A 12,202-nucleotide genomic window follows, 5' to 3' on the forward strand; every position below is an offset into this window, starting at 1 on the left:
GAGCAGATCGGCCAGAGCGACTCGACGACGTTCGTCATGCCCCAGGAACTGACCTCGATGGTCGGTCGGTACGGCAAACACCTCTCAGGTAGCGACGTCAAAGACGACGGCGACGCCCTCGAGAGCCTGGACTTCGACGAGGAGACCCGCGAACTGATTGGCCTCGACGACATCGCGGAGATCATCGGCGAGATCGACGAAGAAGCCGAAATGGATCTCGAAAAGATGGAACAGGAGGCCCAGGCGATCAAGGAGGGCAAAGACGCCGGAACCATCTCCGATCCCGACGAAGTTATCGAGGAGATGGATCAAGACTTCCAGACTGACGGCGGACCGGAGCCGACCGACGCCGAAGAGCCACAGTCCGAACACTGACGTCCGCGCCCGGCCCACTCGGGTTCGGTCGCGGTCGCGATCGCGGTTTCGGGCCTCATACGGATTGTTGTAGCGTTTTACCGGTGATCACCGGTAAAGAACTACAACGGTCCGTATCAATCGAGACGATTCAGAACTGCGTCTTTCTCGTAGGATAACGAGAGCGACCGCGAGCGACCGCGGCCGTCGACGCTCGTGTAGTCAGCGTTGATCAGACCGAGCTGGTCGAGCTTGTTGACGATTTCGGAGTACCGAGTGTATCCCAGATTCGTTTCGTCGTGGAAGGCATCGTAGACGTCACCGGCTTGCTCACCGTCGTGGTGGGCGATCACCTCGAGCAGGCGCCGTTCGGTGTCGTTCAGACCCGAGAGGCTTTGCGAGAGGCTGATGTATTTCGATTTGTCGTAGGCCTCGGTGACATCCTGGCGCTCGACGGTTCGACTCGCCCGCATCTCGGCGTTGAGTCCGGCCCGGTGTAACAGGTCGATGCCGACGCGCAAGTCGCCGGTTTCGGCGGTCAGGGTCGCGACGTAGTCGAGGATTTCTCGACCGATGACACCCTCGTGGAAGCCACGTTTGACCCGTTCCTCGAGAATGTCGACGATTTCGGGGCTGTCGTAGACGGGGAAGTAAACGTCTTCCGGGCGGAAGACGCTTTGGACCCGGGAATCGAGTTCTTCGATGACATCGAGTGCGGGGTCCGACGAAACGACGATGACGCCGATTTTCGCGCCGGGGTACTCCTCGTGAGCACGCAAGAGTGAGTACAGCGTATCCGAGGCCTCGTTCTCGTAGAAGAGGTAGTTGACATCGTCTAGGGCGACGACGAGGACGCGGTCGTCTTCGACGAGTTTGTCGGCAATCTGGCCGAACAACTTCTTAAACGAGATACCCGAAGAGGGCGGTTCGTAGTCGAAGGTCCCTTCGAACAGCCGGGAGAAGACCGAGTAGCGAGTCGCGTTGACCTGGCAGTTGACCCGCAGCGTCCGCACGTCGGCCGTCTGGGCACCGACTTCGTCGAAGAGTTTCTGAATGGCCGTCGTCTTGCCGGTTCCGGGTGGTCCTCGAACCATGACGTTCAACGGCCGTGAGCCCCGAACCGCGGGACGCAGTGCGTACGTGAGACTCTCCATCTGCCCCTTGCGGTGTTTGAACGTCTCGGGAAGATAATCGATCTCGAAGACGTGTTCGTCCCTGAACACGGATTCGTCCCACGACAGCATCCCCTCTTCGGGGTCGTCTCCCATCACTTTCACCCTGCTTCCGCAGCGTCTTAATGCTTCGGTCGCCCAGAATTCGCCGAAACCGTCGTTTCCGCTACCTTCATTGTTGATAATGATGATATTTAACTACGATGCCGCCGGAGTCACCAGCCGAGATACCCGAGTTTTTGGTCGAACGGTTCACTGACTACTCTCCGGAGACGCTGCGGGCAATCGGTGAGTACGTCCGGACGGATAACCGCGGTGCTGCCGAAGACATTCCGGATACAACCGTCGAATCCCTCGCCTTACAGTCGGACTCGACGCTCGAGGCGATCGAACGGTACGTCGAGGGGGTTGCTACGGAACTCGAACAGCACGACGCCGAGTCGGTGGCGGCGCTAGATGATGACGACGGTCGGCCGTGGGGACACCAACAGATTCTCGACTGGCACGGCGGGTGAGACATTCGTTGCCCCTTAGGCCAGTTCGACGCGTTCGATCCCGCGGTCCACGTCGACGGGATCGATCCGGGTATTATGAGTCATTCGGACGTGGGCACGAACGAGTCGTTCGACCTCCTCGTCGCTGCTCGAGCGGACCAGAAACTGACAATTCCCTCGCGAACACGAGAACTGATAGGGCATACCATCACATGGGGCGGGGACGGCGGTAGGTGTTGTACTTGCAACGTCCGGTTCCGACACCACTATCACCCAATTTCGACGGTCTGTTCTCGGCGCCCGCTCACAGCCACTGGTCACGATCAGTCGAATTTCTCGAGGAGTCGCTCGTAGAAGTGAGGTGGTGATTCTGTGGTTGTTTCCCGACCACCGTTCGTCGCCGTCGATTCGACTGCCCCAGCGTCGGTCGCCAGTTTCTCGACGATCAACTCCGGGGTCGACCGTGCGAGATGATTTTTGACTGGCGACCGATTCACCTCGAGTTCACCCTCGATCAGCCCCACCGCCTCGATGCCGTCGACGGTGACCTCGTAGTCGGCCATCTCGCGTATCTCGTCGGCCAGGTGCGAGACGAAGACCGCCGTCGCGCCGTTCTCGGCAAGCGCCTCGAGGATGCCAGCGATGATCTTCGCGCTGGCACCAGGTTCGGTTATGCTCTCGAGTTCGTCGACCAGGACGAGCGAGCCCGAACCACCCTGGGCGAGATCGGCGAACTCCCGGACCGTCGATTCGAAGGCCCCCGCGTCGAGGGTTCCCTGACTCTTGGCGTGATAGTGTAGGTCGTCGAACCGCCGCAAATAGACGTCTTCGGCGGGAACGGGTAGTCCCATGTGTGCCAATACGACGACGCTCGCGACCAGATCTAGCGTCGAGGTCTTTCCCCCGCTGTTGACCCCCGAAAGGAGGGCAACGCCCTCGACGTCGTAATCGACGGGATCGATTTGCTCGAGTGGCTCCTCGAGGACGGGTGAACGCCCGCCCTCGATCGAGAAGCCAGTCTCGGTCGGCGCAGCATCCTCCTCGGTCCAGACGAACGTCGGCATCGTACACGCATACGCCGTGCTGAACCGGGCGATCGCGAGTTCGACATCGAGCTCGAGGGCGTCTCGAACCAACGTTTTCGCCGCCTCGCGTTGATCCGCGAGGTCGGCGGCAAGTTCTCGCTTGAGCCGGCCAGCCCGTCGGTCTTTCGCCGCCGTCAACTCTTCGCGTAGCCGCGAAACAGCGTCGTCGTCACGGTCGACCGGGAACGTCGGCTCCTCGCCGAAGATTCGGCGGCCGATTTCGGCCTCGCCGGCGTCCAGTGCCAGCGCTTCGATCAGGTGGTTTCGGGCAGTCTCGACGGCGCCGGCGTACTCGTCGGCTAGCTCCCGCGAGAGCAGCGAGTCGACACCGGCGCCGCGTTCGACCAGCGAGAGCAGATCCGATCCCTCGATGGTGACGTCCTCCTCACGAATCGCCGCTCGAAGTTTGTCGTTGGCGACGCTTTCGGCCGTACTGACCGCCGCGTCGAGGTCGTCGACTGCCGTCGTCAGCCGGTCGAGTTCGTCGTCGCCCGCGACGGTTCCGTCGGCCTCGAGGCGCGCGAGCCCGTCCTCCAGGGCCGCGAGATCGCAGTCACCGTCGGGCTCGAGGCTGCTGACGCGGTGCACCTCGATCGCGGCGCGGATCCGGTCGCGATTGCGCGCGAAGAAAGCGAGCGGCCGTTCGGGAACGATTTCGGCGGGTTGCTCGAGCGCGTCGGGCCTGACCTGAACGTCGCCCTCGACCGTGACGCCGGCGAAGGACTCGTCGAGGGCGATCACCGTCGCGTAGCCTCTGGCGAGTTCTGCCAGTCCCTTGGCGTCCTCGACGACTTCGACGGAGAGTTCCGGAATCGCCTCGCGAGCCTCGTTGTAGCGTTCGGCGTCGGTCGTCGCGAGACATCGCTCGCGAACCCGGATGTCACCGGGCGTCTCGAGCGGTTCGACGCCGTCGAGGGCCTCGAGAACCGCAGGGTCTGGATCGCGCTCGATAGCCTCGCGGGCGAACGCCCGAACTTCTTCGATGCGCGACCGGCGCGGGCTCGGGTACAGCGTCTCGAGGCGCTGTGCAGCGTAGTCAGTCACGGTGCGTTCGGTGAGCAGCGCGAGCACCTCGCGGTAGATCTCGCGTGCCCGGTCGGTCGCGAGAAACCCGCCGGGATCGTCGTGTTTCAGTCTGATCGCTCCGCGGGCGATCCGGGCGGCACGACCCTGGCTGATTCCGGGGGCGCTCGCGATCGTCGCCACGTCGCCCGAACGCAGCGCGCGCTCGGGCGCTTCGAGCGCCGACAGCGCCTCTGCCGTCTTCGCACCGACGCCCGGAATCTCCTCGATCTCCATTGCTTCTCGAGAGAGTATCAAACCGAAGTGAGAAAAAGTTCCCGCCCGGCTTTGTCAGCTGTCGCGTGATAACAGTGAACATGGATGTCTGAGCCACTCGAGTACCACGAACGGACGACCCACTCGATCCTCGAGCGTCAACCGCCGTCGGACGGCTGTCTCTCCTTGCGAGGTCCGGCGCCGCCGTTATCCCGTCGGCTCGCGTCGGACGGATATGGCACTCACAAAATTGCTCGGTTCGAAAGCGACGCGGTCGCTTACCGTCGTCTCAGTACTGCGAGAAGCCAAACGAGCGTTCAGCCACGGCAACCGGACGCGTGCACTCCTGTTTCTCGGTCTCGCCGTCGTCGCCTGGAAGTGGACGGTCATCGGGCTGGCCGCACAGGGGCTCGTCACACTCCTGCGCGGGAATCGGTCGCCGGGCTCGAGCCCGGCGTAAACATCGAATACTCCTCGGTAAGTGCGAGGTACAGGCTCGCGTTCGAGACGAGACCCTCGAGTGACTCGTTCTCGTGAGCCAGTCGTCGCGGTTGCATCGGCAACGACTGCTCCCAATCCGTATCAGTCGTCGACGATCTCGACGGTATCGCCAATCTGAAGCGTCTGTTCGCGGTCGGCGTCCGGAATTCGGGCGATCAGCATGAGCGTGTAGTAGTGATCGAAGGCATCCGCGTCGGCCCACGCGGGGAAGGTTTCCTCGCGCTTGCGGACGAATCGCTCGCGAAAGTCGGGCGTCGGTTCGCCCGTCTCGGGATCGCGTTCGGGGACGACACACCGGCCACAGGGTGTGACGCCCTCGAGGGTCACGCCGCCGATCGCGAACGAAGGCGCCTCCTCGCCGACGAATCGATCCTCCCAGAACGCCGGCACGCCCGACACCTCGAGGTTCGCCCGCATGCGTCGGCGCACCCCATCGACGGTCACGTCGTCGAACCACGAGGCGACGGTTTCGAGTGTCGCTGTGGCGATCACCGACGGCCCCATCTCGCGACGATCGACGTAGCCACGCGTTCGGTCGCGCTCGAGGGTGACCGATTCGTCGAAGTAGTCGCCGAACCAGGCTTCGGCCCGCTCGCGGTCGGTCTCGAGGTCGAATTCGACCCCGTCGCCGTCGGGGGTCGTCACGACAAGCTCGGTCGTCTCGGGATCGAAATCGGTCTCGATGTCGTGGACGAGGGCCGTTCGTTTGCCGTTTATAACCTCGCCGTCGGTGTCGAACAGCGCAAACTCCCGGTCGTGTGCGAGCGTACCACCCTCGAGGATCGATGCGGCTGTCAGCTCGATGCCGTCGAGCCCCTTGACGGGATAGGCTGTGAGTCGCTCGAGTCGTGCCATTACCAGGACGTTTCGTCGCCGACGACGTATACGTACCCGTTCCAACGGCGGTCGGTGGGCACCAGACTCGAACGGCTCGACGAACGTCCGTCGCGTGGACACCGTTACCGGAGTCGCTACCGCGACGTCGCCGAGACGCGTTCGGTGTCGATGGGGTTGCCGATCGCTCGGCGGTAAATCTCGAGTAACCTGTCGACGACGGCGTCCTGACTCACCGCTCTGACGGCCTCGCGACCGTTCGAGCGCTCGCCTCGCTCGAGGACCTCGACGAGGCCCCTAACGAGTTCGTCGTCCGACTTCGCGACGCTCGAGGGATCGACTGCCTCGAGTCTGGTCCGGACATCGCCGACGTCGGTTGCGACGACCGGCAGATTACACGCCATCGCCTCCTTGACCGACGTTGGCGACCCTTCCCGCCAGGAGGTCAGAAAGAGCGCGTCGGCGGCGTTCATGTACGTCGACACCCGATCGTGATCGACGCCGTGAACCACCTGGAGGTTTACGGGACGCTCGAGCAAGTTGTCGACGGTCCTAACGAGGCGTCTGGCTCGCGGATAGTCCTTGACGGTGCGTTCGGGCGGGTACGGAAAGAGAACGTGGTGCTCGTCAGAATCCCAGTCGACCCGTGCCTGGGCCTGCGACTGCGGCGCTGGTTGGAAGCGCTCGAGGTCGATCCCGAACGGCAACACGGTACAGTCGGTGCCGAGGCGTCGCTTCATCCCCGGCGTCATCACGATTACCTCGTCGCAAAACGGCGCACAGGCTCGCGAAATCGGACGACCCGGTCCCTCGAGGTCGGTCCCCCACAGCGAGCACACGACGGGAAGACGACGCTGTGGGAGTGCCATCGGCACGGTCAATCCGTAGTGGGCGTGGATCAGGTCGTAGTCCTTCCGGGCCTCCCGCATCACCGCCGGAAAGAACTCGAGGTAGTCGCGAACGCTCCGGGACTCGCCCGCCTCGACGTGGCCGGGAACCGTTCGCAGAGTAGGAGAGACGCCGCGATCGGCGAGGGACTCGAGTTGCTGGAGCAGAAACGGCGACTCGTCGTACGTCGTGAGCACGAGGATGTCCATCGATTGCGTGAGCGATCGGTCGTCGGCTATATTGTTAATGCCGACACACAGGCCAACGCTTGCAAACACGATCCGGGTCGCCAATGGGGTACGGTCGCCAAACGACGACTGCCTTCGTGTAGCGTTCGAATTACAAAGGCCGGACAGCGGGTAGCCACGGCGACATGACCTCACTCGAGGGAGCGAACGTACTCGTGACGGGCGGGTGTGGCTCGATCGGTTCGACACTCGTCGCCGACATCCTCGATCGTGACCCCGCCATGGTCCGGATCGTCGACAACAGCGAGCAACGGCTGGCGGCGTTCGTCGGCACCTACAGCGACCGTCGGCCGGAGATCGATTCCGTCCTGGCAAACGTTCGGGACAAGGATCAACTCGCCGTCGCGATGAGCGACGTCGACGTCGTCTTTCACGTCGCGGCGATGAAACACGTGCCGATGGTCGAGGACAACCCCTACGGCGCCGTCCAGACCAACGTCGCCGGCACGCGAAACGTCGTCGAGGCGGCTGCGGAGGCCGGCGTCGATCGGCTGCTCGGCGTCAGCACCGATAAGGCGGCCAATCCTACCTCGACGATGGGTGCAACGAAGCTGATCGGCGAGCGAATCATCTCTTCGTTCGACGCCAATCGGCCCCCCGACGCGCTCACGCTTGGCTCCGTCCGCTTTGGCAACGTCGTCGGCACCGACGGCTCGGTCGTCCCGCTGTTCTACGAACAGCTCAAACGCGGCGGTCCGCTTACCGTTACCGACCCCGAGATGACGCGATTCGTTATGGGCCCCGACGACGCCGCCCGCTTCGCGGTCGACTCCTGCCTCGAGATGGACGGCGGCGAGGTGTTCGTCAAGAAGATGCCCGCACTCCGCATCGGCGACCTCGCCGAGGCGATGTCTGCACACTATGCCCCCACATTCGGATTCGATCCCGCCGAGATCGACATCGAACTGCTCGGTGCGAAACCCGGCGAACGCTACCACGAAAAACTGGTTGCCGAGGACGAACGTCGGTATGCTGACGAACGGGACGATCGCTTCGTCCTCTATCCCCAGTACGACGATCTCGAGATCACAAACGATCTCGAGGCCGAGTACACATCGAAACACGCCCGCTACTTGTCACAACCCGACATAATCGACCTCGTCGAATCTGTGCTCGAGGATCCAGCGCCGGCGTCGAACGGGGACGGATCGACCGACAACCCACCCAGTACGGATACGCGTGCAGACGGGCGTGGACGGGACGCCGATGAGTGATCGCGTCGGCGTCCTCGGTGCAACCGGCTACGTCGGCAGTGCGATCACGACAGTCCTGCGTGCGAACGGGTACGACGTGTCTCCGGCAGCCGGGTCGACACACGAGACGTATCCGACCGTCGATGTCAGGAACCGGATGGCCGTCTCTACGTTCCTCGAGGATGTCGACTACGTCGTCAACGCAACTGGCGTCGTCGGTATCGATGCGTGTGCCGACCGGTCAGGGTTGGCCTTCGAGATCAACGCCACCGGCGCGGCGACCGTCGCGTGGGCTTGTCGCCGCCAGAACGTGGCGCTGGTCCACCTCTCGAGCGTCGCGACGATCGGTACCCCCAAGCGCCAGCCGATTACGGCCGACACCCCTCGCGAGCCGGACACGATCTACGGCGAGACCAAGCTCCTCGGCGAGCGTGCGGTCCAGACGATCACCGACGGCGAGGTGCCATCGATCACGTTCTGCCCGACCAACGTCTACGGCGCACACGAGTCGTCCAGCGCTCGAGACGCTCGCAACGCCGGCAGCAGTTCCGTCGTCGACTTCTTCCTCGAGCAGGCCATCACAGCCGACATCCTCCCGGTTCACCGACCGGGAACCCAGCAACTCGATCTCATCCACGTCAGCGACGTCGCCGATGGCGTCGCGACGGCCATCGACCGACTCGGCGAGCTAGAGAGGACGGCCCGCTCGTACGTCCTCGGACGCGGCGAGGCCTACAGCGTGCTCGAGCTGGCGGGGTTCATCCTCGCCCAGTGTCACGACACGAGTGGCTGGGCACCAGCGCTCGAGCTCCGTGACCCCCCAGCGGACGAACTACCACCCATCGATCGGTTCGACGTCGAGACGACGCCCCTCGCTTCCGACCTCGACGTCAGCCCAGACCGTGATGTCACGACCTGGATCGAGACGGTACTCGAGGGGGCAAAGGCTGAAATACGTCTTGCATCCAGTACGTGAACGGTGTTCACTCGGCGCTATCGCTCGTCGCGAGTAATTGTTCGAAAACGAAGCGCCGAAGCCAGGACTCGAACCTGGGACAACCTCGTTAACAGCGAGGTGCTCTACCATCTGAGCTACTTCGGCTCACTTTCTGGTAATCGGGTGTATTTGATAGGGCTTTCGTTTTGCCCGCTCCGTGTTCGATACCCTTTCACGCACCGCACGTGAAAGGGACACCGATGAGCGACGCGGACACCGACCACGACGAGTGCGACGACGGATCGAACGGGTCGACCGAGGACGGGAACGACACCGACGCCTTCGCGACCGTCGTCTCTCGAGTACGAGACCGCGTCGACCCCGACGACGATGAACGGGCCCGACTCGAGCGCGTCGCGAACCAACTGCTGGAGCGAGCGGCGGCTGCCGCGACCGACCGCTGTGCGGACGCCGACGCGATGCAGGTCGGCTCGTCTGCTCGCGGTACCTGGATCAGCGGCGACCGCGATATCGACATCTTCGTTCGTTTTCCGCCTGACCTCGAGCGAGAAACCCTCGAGCGATACGGCCTCGAGGTCGGTCACGCGGCGGTCCCCGATGGCCACGAAGAGTACGCCGAACACCCCTACGTCAAGGGCGAGGTCGAGGGATTCGACGTCGACATCGTCCCCTGCTACCGTCTCGACTCGGCGATTGACATCCAGTCTGCGGTCGATCGCACCCCCTTTCACGATCAGTATCTCCAGGCCCGACTCGACGACGAGCTCGCCGCCGACGTTCGGCTCACGAAAGGCTTCATGAAAGGGATCGGCGTCTACGGCAGCGATCTGCGGACCCGCGGGTTCAGCGGCTATCTCACCGAACTGCTCGTCTGTGAATACGGCGGTTTTCGAGCACTGCTCGAGGCAGCCGTCGACTGGCAGCCGCCGATCGAACTCGATCCCGAGAGCCACGGCAAGCCACGGGAGACGGCGTCGCCGTCCCGAAGCGAGAAGGCAGGCGACGCCGGCCTCCCATTCGACGATCCGCTCGTCGTTATCGACCCGACTGACCCCGACCGAAACGTCGCGGCCGTCTGTTCGGCCGAAAACGTCGCTCGCCTCCAGCACTACGCTCGCGAGTTCCTCGCCGAACCGACGGTCGAGTACTTCGAGCCGTGTTATCCCGACCGGCTCTCGAAGTCGCAACTGCGTGCCCACCTCGAGCGCCGGGCCACGACGCCCGTGGCACTCCGATTCGACGCGCCGGATCTCGTCGCGGACCAACTCTATCCTCAACTCTACAAGTCGCTGTCGGGCATTTCACAGGGGCTCGACGACCGTGGCTTCGACGTTTTCCGTGGGACGACGTTCACCGACGAGACGGCCGTGATCTTCGTCGAACTGGCCGTCGCCGAGCGTCCCGCGGTCGAACGACATCAGGGTCCGCCGGTCCACGTGCAGGGTCATGCAAAGGGCTTCTACGATGCCTACGCCGACGACGAGGACACCTACGGTCCCTTCCTCGAGGGGAATCGGTACGTCGCCGAACGCGAACGGACGTTTACGACGGCCCGGGCATTTCTCGAAAGCGATCGGCTGTTCGAAGTCGGGCTCGGTGCCCACGTCGAAACTGCCCTCGAGGACGACTACGACGTGCTCGTCGGTGAGGAGAGTATCGGATTGCTCGAGGAGTTCGGAACCGAACTCAGGCGCTACTTCGAGCCACGACCGTGATCGGACCGGTGGCCCGGACTACGCGAAGTCGATGTCCAGTTCGTGTTCCTCGCACACGTCTTCGAGTGCGGACTCGGCTCGACTCTCGAGATCACCGTCGGGCTCGATCGGCTCGCGACCGTCGAACGTTTCGTGCACCAGCGCGACGCTGTCGGCCAACACGTCGAGTCCGTACCCGCCCTCGAGGACGAACGCCAGCGCAGCGTCGACGTCGTCGGCGAGCGTCCGAAGCCGGTCGGTCATCAACGCGTAGGCCTCCGTCGACAATCGAATCCGAGAAATTGGATCGTGTCGGTGGGCATCGAAGCCGGCGCTGATTATCAACAGATCAAAATCGTACGCCTCGAGCGCGGTCGATATCGGTCCCTCGATCGCAGCGAGATAGGCCGCGTCGTCCGAACCGGCAGGCATCGGAATATTCAGCGTCGTTCCGCCACCCTCACCTTCGCCGGTCTCGTCGACGCTGCCGGTGCCGGGATACAGTCCCTGTTCGTGAATCGAGACGAAAAAAACGTCGTCGCGATCGTAGAAGATATCCTGCGTTCCGTTGCCGTGGTGGACATCCCAGTCGACGATCGCCACGCGATCGACATCGTAGGCGTCGTCGTCGAGTGCCTGCTGGGCTGCGACGGCGACGTTGTTTGCGAAACAAAACCCCATCGCGTCCTCGGGAACGGCGTGATGACCGGGTGGTCGGCCGATCGAAAACGGCGTCTTCCGTCCCGTTGCCCCCTCGAGAGCTGCTTCGACGGCCCAACAGGCGAGCCCGGCGCTCTGGCAGACTGCATCCCACGTTTCCTCGACCGCGATCGTATCCGGGTCCCAATTACCGCCACCGTCGACACAGAACTCCTCGACGGAGTCGACGTAGGCCCTGTCGTGGACGGTCGCGATTTCGGCTACGCCAACCGGATCGGCATCGACGTACTCGACGCCGTGTTTGGTCGCGAGTCGCTCCCGAATCGCTCGCAGCCGGTCCGGCGACTCCGGGTGGCGCGGACCGGGATCGTGTGCGAGACAGATCTCGCTGTAACCAAATTGCATCTCACTCGAACAGCGAGAAGTACGTCTCGATGTCGTCGTCGGTGATCGTCCGGCGGTCGGCGTGCCGGGCGAGTATCGCCGCCGCCCTCGCGACGTTATCCGCATAATCCTCGAGGATATCGGCGAGGGCGATGCGAGCGTCCATCGAGACGCGATACGAGTTGTCGATCTCTAACCTGGCGATGCGGTCGACCGGCGCGACCGGGAGCTCGAGATCGTTCTTGGCGACGACGGTCTCGACCTCGAAATCCTGGGCCATCAACGTCTTTCGCCCGTCTTCGGTGGCCCGCTCGGCAGCGCCGATTGCGATTTCGCTCCCGTGTTCCTGGATTCGCGTCGCGAGTTCCTTCGACGCATCAGCACTCACCCGAAGATCACCCGCGTTCCGCCGGATGATCGTATCCACCGGCGCGAACGGGAGTTCGACGTTCATACCAT

General features: G+C 63.4%; 12 protein-coding genes, 1 tRNA gene and 1 pseudogene. 6 read left to right on the forward strand and 8 right to left on the reverse strand.

Annotated features, from left to right (window positions below):
* Positions 1 to 375: pseudogene (locus D8Y22_RS02215) on the forward strand (SPFH domain-containing protein); the annotation flags it as partial.
* A gap of 116 nt (positions 376 to 491) precedes the next feature.
* Here D8Y22_RS02215 and D8Y22_RS02220 read toward each other — a convergent pair.
* Positions 492 to 1,622: an ORC1-type DNA replication protein gene (locus D8Y22_RS02220; RefSeq protein ID WP_141463061.1), complete on the reverse strand. Its 1,131-nt coding sequence runs from the start codon at positions 1,620 to 1,622 to the stop codon at positions 492 to 494.
* 107 nt (positions 1,623 to 1,729) lie between these two features.
* Here D8Y22_RS02220 and D8Y22_RS02225 point away from each other — a divergent pair, with 107 nt between their 5' ends.
* Positions 1,730 to 2,041: a hypothetical protein gene (locus tag D8Y22_RS02225; RefSeq protein ID WP_141463063.1), complete on the forward strand. Its 312-nt coding sequence runs from the start codon at positions 1,730 to 1,732 to the stop codon at positions 2,039 to 2,041.
* 15 nt (positions 2,042 to 2,056) lie between these two features.
* Here the strand turns inward: D8Y22_RS02225 and D8Y22_RS02230 are convergent, their stop codons facing one another.
* Together D8Y22_RS02230 and D8Y22_RS02235 are read right to left on the reverse strand one after the other, a co-directional pair.
* Positions 2,057 to 2,224: a DUF1059 domain-containing protein gene (locus D8Y22_RS02230; RefSeq protein ID WP_141463065.1), complete on the reverse strand. Its 168-nt coding sequence runs from the start codon at positions 2,222 to 2,224 to the stop codon at positions 2,057 to 2,059.
* A 119-nt stretch (positions 2,225 to 2,343) separates the two neighbouring features.
* Entirely contained in the window at positions 2,344 to 4,404 is a 2,061-nt protein-coding gene (locus D8Y22_RS02235) for a MutS-related protein (RefSeq protein WP_141463067.1), read from the reverse strand.
* Between the two features lie 214 nt (positions 4,405 to 4,618).
* Here D8Y22_RS02235 and D8Y22_RS02240 point away from each other — a divergent pair, with 214 nt between their 5' ends.
* Positions 4,619 to 4,843, forward strand: a complete 225-nt coding sequence (locus D8Y22_RS02240) for a hypothetical protein (protein ID WP_141463069.1) — start codon at positions 4,619 to 4,621, stop codon at positions 4,841 to 4,843.
* A 122-nt stretch (positions 4,844 to 4,965) separates the two neighbouring features.
* Here the strand turns inward: D8Y22_RS02240 and D8Y22_RS02245 are convergent, their stop codons facing one another.
* Together D8Y22_RS02245 and D8Y22_RS02250 are read right to left on the reverse strand one after the other, a co-directional pair.
* The gene (locus tag D8Y22_RS02245; RefSeq protein ID WP_141463071.1) at positions 4,966 to 5,739 is read right to left on the reverse strand and encodes an MOSC domain-containing protein; all 774 of its coding nucleotides are present in this window, start codon (positions 5,737 to 5,739) and stop codon (positions 4,966 to 4,968) included.
* A gap of 116 nt (positions 5,740 to 5,855) precedes the next feature.
* The gene (locus tag D8Y22_RS02250) at positions 5,856 to 6,815 is read right to left on the reverse strand and encodes a glycosyltransferase (protein ID WP_141463073.1); all 960 of its coding nucleotides are present in this window, start codon (positions 6,813 to 6,815) and stop codon (positions 5,856 to 5,858) included.
* A gap of 164 nt (positions 6,816 to 6,979) precedes the next feature.
* Between D8Y22_RS02250 and D8Y22_RS02255 the strand changes: the two genes are divergently transcribed.
* On the forward strand, positions 6,980 to 8,068 hold the full coding sequence (locus D8Y22_RS02255; RefSeq protein WP_141463075.1) for a polysaccharide biosynthesis protein: 1,089 nt from the start codon (positions 6,980 to 6,982) through the stop codon (positions 8,066 to 8,068).
* Complete coding sequence (locus D8Y22_RS02260; protein ID WP_141463077.1) at positions 8,061 to 9,023, forward strand: NAD-dependent epimerase/dehydratase family protein; 963 nt, start codon at positions 8,061 to 8,063, stop codon at positions 9,021 to 9,023. Before D8Y22_RS02255 ends, D8Y22_RS02260 begins: the two co-directional genes overlap by 8 nt.
* Before the next feature lie 53 nt (positions 9,024 to 9,076).
* On the opposite strand, the gene D8Y22_RS02265 is transcribed toward D8Y22_RS02260, so the two are convergent.
* A tRNA-Asn gene (locus D8Y22_RS02265) sits at positions 9,077 to 9,149 on the reverse strand.
* A 95-nt stretch (positions 9,150 to 9,244) separates the two neighbouring features.
* Here D8Y22_RS02265 and cca point away from each other — a divergent pair.
* Positions 9,245 to 10,720 carry a CCA tRNA nucleotidyltransferase gene (gene cca, locus D8Y22_RS02270; protein WP_141463080.1) on the forward strand — a complete coding sequence of 492 codons (1,476 nt, stop codon included), beginning with the start codon at positions 9,245 to 9,247 and terminating at the stop codon, positions 10,718 to 10,720.
* An 18-nt stretch (positions 10,721 to 10,738) separates the two neighbouring features.
* On the opposite strand, the gene D8Y22_RS02275 is transcribed toward cca, so the two are convergent.
* Both D8Y22_RS02275 and D8Y22_RS02280 read right to left on the reverse strand, forming a co-directional pair.
* Complete coding sequence (locus tag D8Y22_RS02275; RefSeq protein WP_141463082.1) at positions 10,739 to 11,764, reverse strand: histone deacetylase family protein; 1,026 nt, start codon at positions 11,762 to 11,764, stop codon at positions 10,739 to 10,741.
* Position 11,765: 1 nt separating this feature from the next.
* Positions 11,766 to 12,197 carry a histone gene (locus D8Y22_RS02280; RefSeq protein ID WP_141463084.1) on the reverse strand — a complete coding sequence of 144 codons (432 nt, stop codon included), beginning with the start codon at positions 12,195 to 12,197 and terminating at the stop codon, positions 11,766 to 11,768.
* Positions 12,198 to 12,202 lie beyond the last annotated feature (5 nt).

Source organism: Salinadaptatus halalkaliphilus, assembly GCF_006543045.1.
GTDB classification, from domain to species: domain Archaea; phylum Halobacteriota; class Halobacteria; order Halobacteriales; family Natrialbaceae; genus Salinadaptatus; species Salinadaptatus halalkaliphilus.

What these genes read in the sequence shown, in the direction of transcription:
- D8Y22_RS02220 (WP_141463061.1), bottom strand. Translation starts at nt 1,622, where the DNA reads ATGGGAGACGACCCCGAAGAGGGGATGCTGTCGTGGGACGAATCCGTG.
- D8Y22_RS02225 (WP_141463063.1), top strand. Translation starts at nt 1,730, where the DNA reads ATGCCGCCGGAGTCACCAGCCGAGATACCCGAGTTTTTGGTCGAACGG.
- D8Y22_RS02230 (WP_141463065.1), bottom strand. Translation starts at nt 2,224, where the DNA reads ATGCCCTATCAGTTCTCGTGTTCGCGAGGGAATTGTCAGTTTCTGGTC.
- D8Y22_RS02235 (WP_141463067.1), bottom strand. Translation starts at nt 4,404, where the DNA reads ATGGAGATCGAGGAGATTCCGGGCGTCGGTGCGAAGACGGCAGAGGCG.
- D8Y22_RS02240 (WP_141463069.1), top strand. Translation starts at nt 4,619, where the DNA reads ATGGCACTCACAAAATTGCTCGGTTCGAAAGCGACGCGGTCGCTTACC.
- D8Y22_RS02245 (WP_141463071.1), bottom strand. Translation starts at nt 5,739, where the DNA reads ATGGCACGACTCGAGCGACTCACAGCCTATCCCGTCAAGGGGCTCGAC.
- D8Y22_RS02250 (WP_141463073.1), bottom strand. Translation starts at nt 6,815, where the DNA reads ATGGACATCCTCGTGCTCACGACGTACGACGAGTCGCCGTTTCTGCTC.
- D8Y22_RS02255 (WP_141463075.1), top strand. Translation starts at nt 6,980, where the DNA reads ATGACCTCACTCGAGGGAGCGAACGTACTCGTGACGGGCGGGTGTGGC.
- D8Y22_RS02260 (WP_141463077.1), top strand. Translation starts at nt 8,061, where the DNA reads ATGAGTGATCGCGTCGGCGTCCTCGGTGCAACCGGCTACGTCGGCAGT.
- cca (WP_141463080.1), top strand. Translation starts at nt 9,245, where the DNA reads ATGAGCGACGCGGACACCGACCACGACGAGTGCGACGACGGATCGAAC.
- D8Y22_RS02275 (WP_141463082.1), bottom strand. Translation starts at nt 11,764, where the DNA reads ATGCAATTTGGTTACAGCGAGATCTGTCTCGCACACGATCCCGGTCCG.
- D8Y22_RS02280 (WP_141463084.1), bottom strand. Translation starts at nt 12,197, where the DNA reads ATGAACGTCGAACTCCCGTTCGCGCCGGTGGATACGATCATCCGGCGG.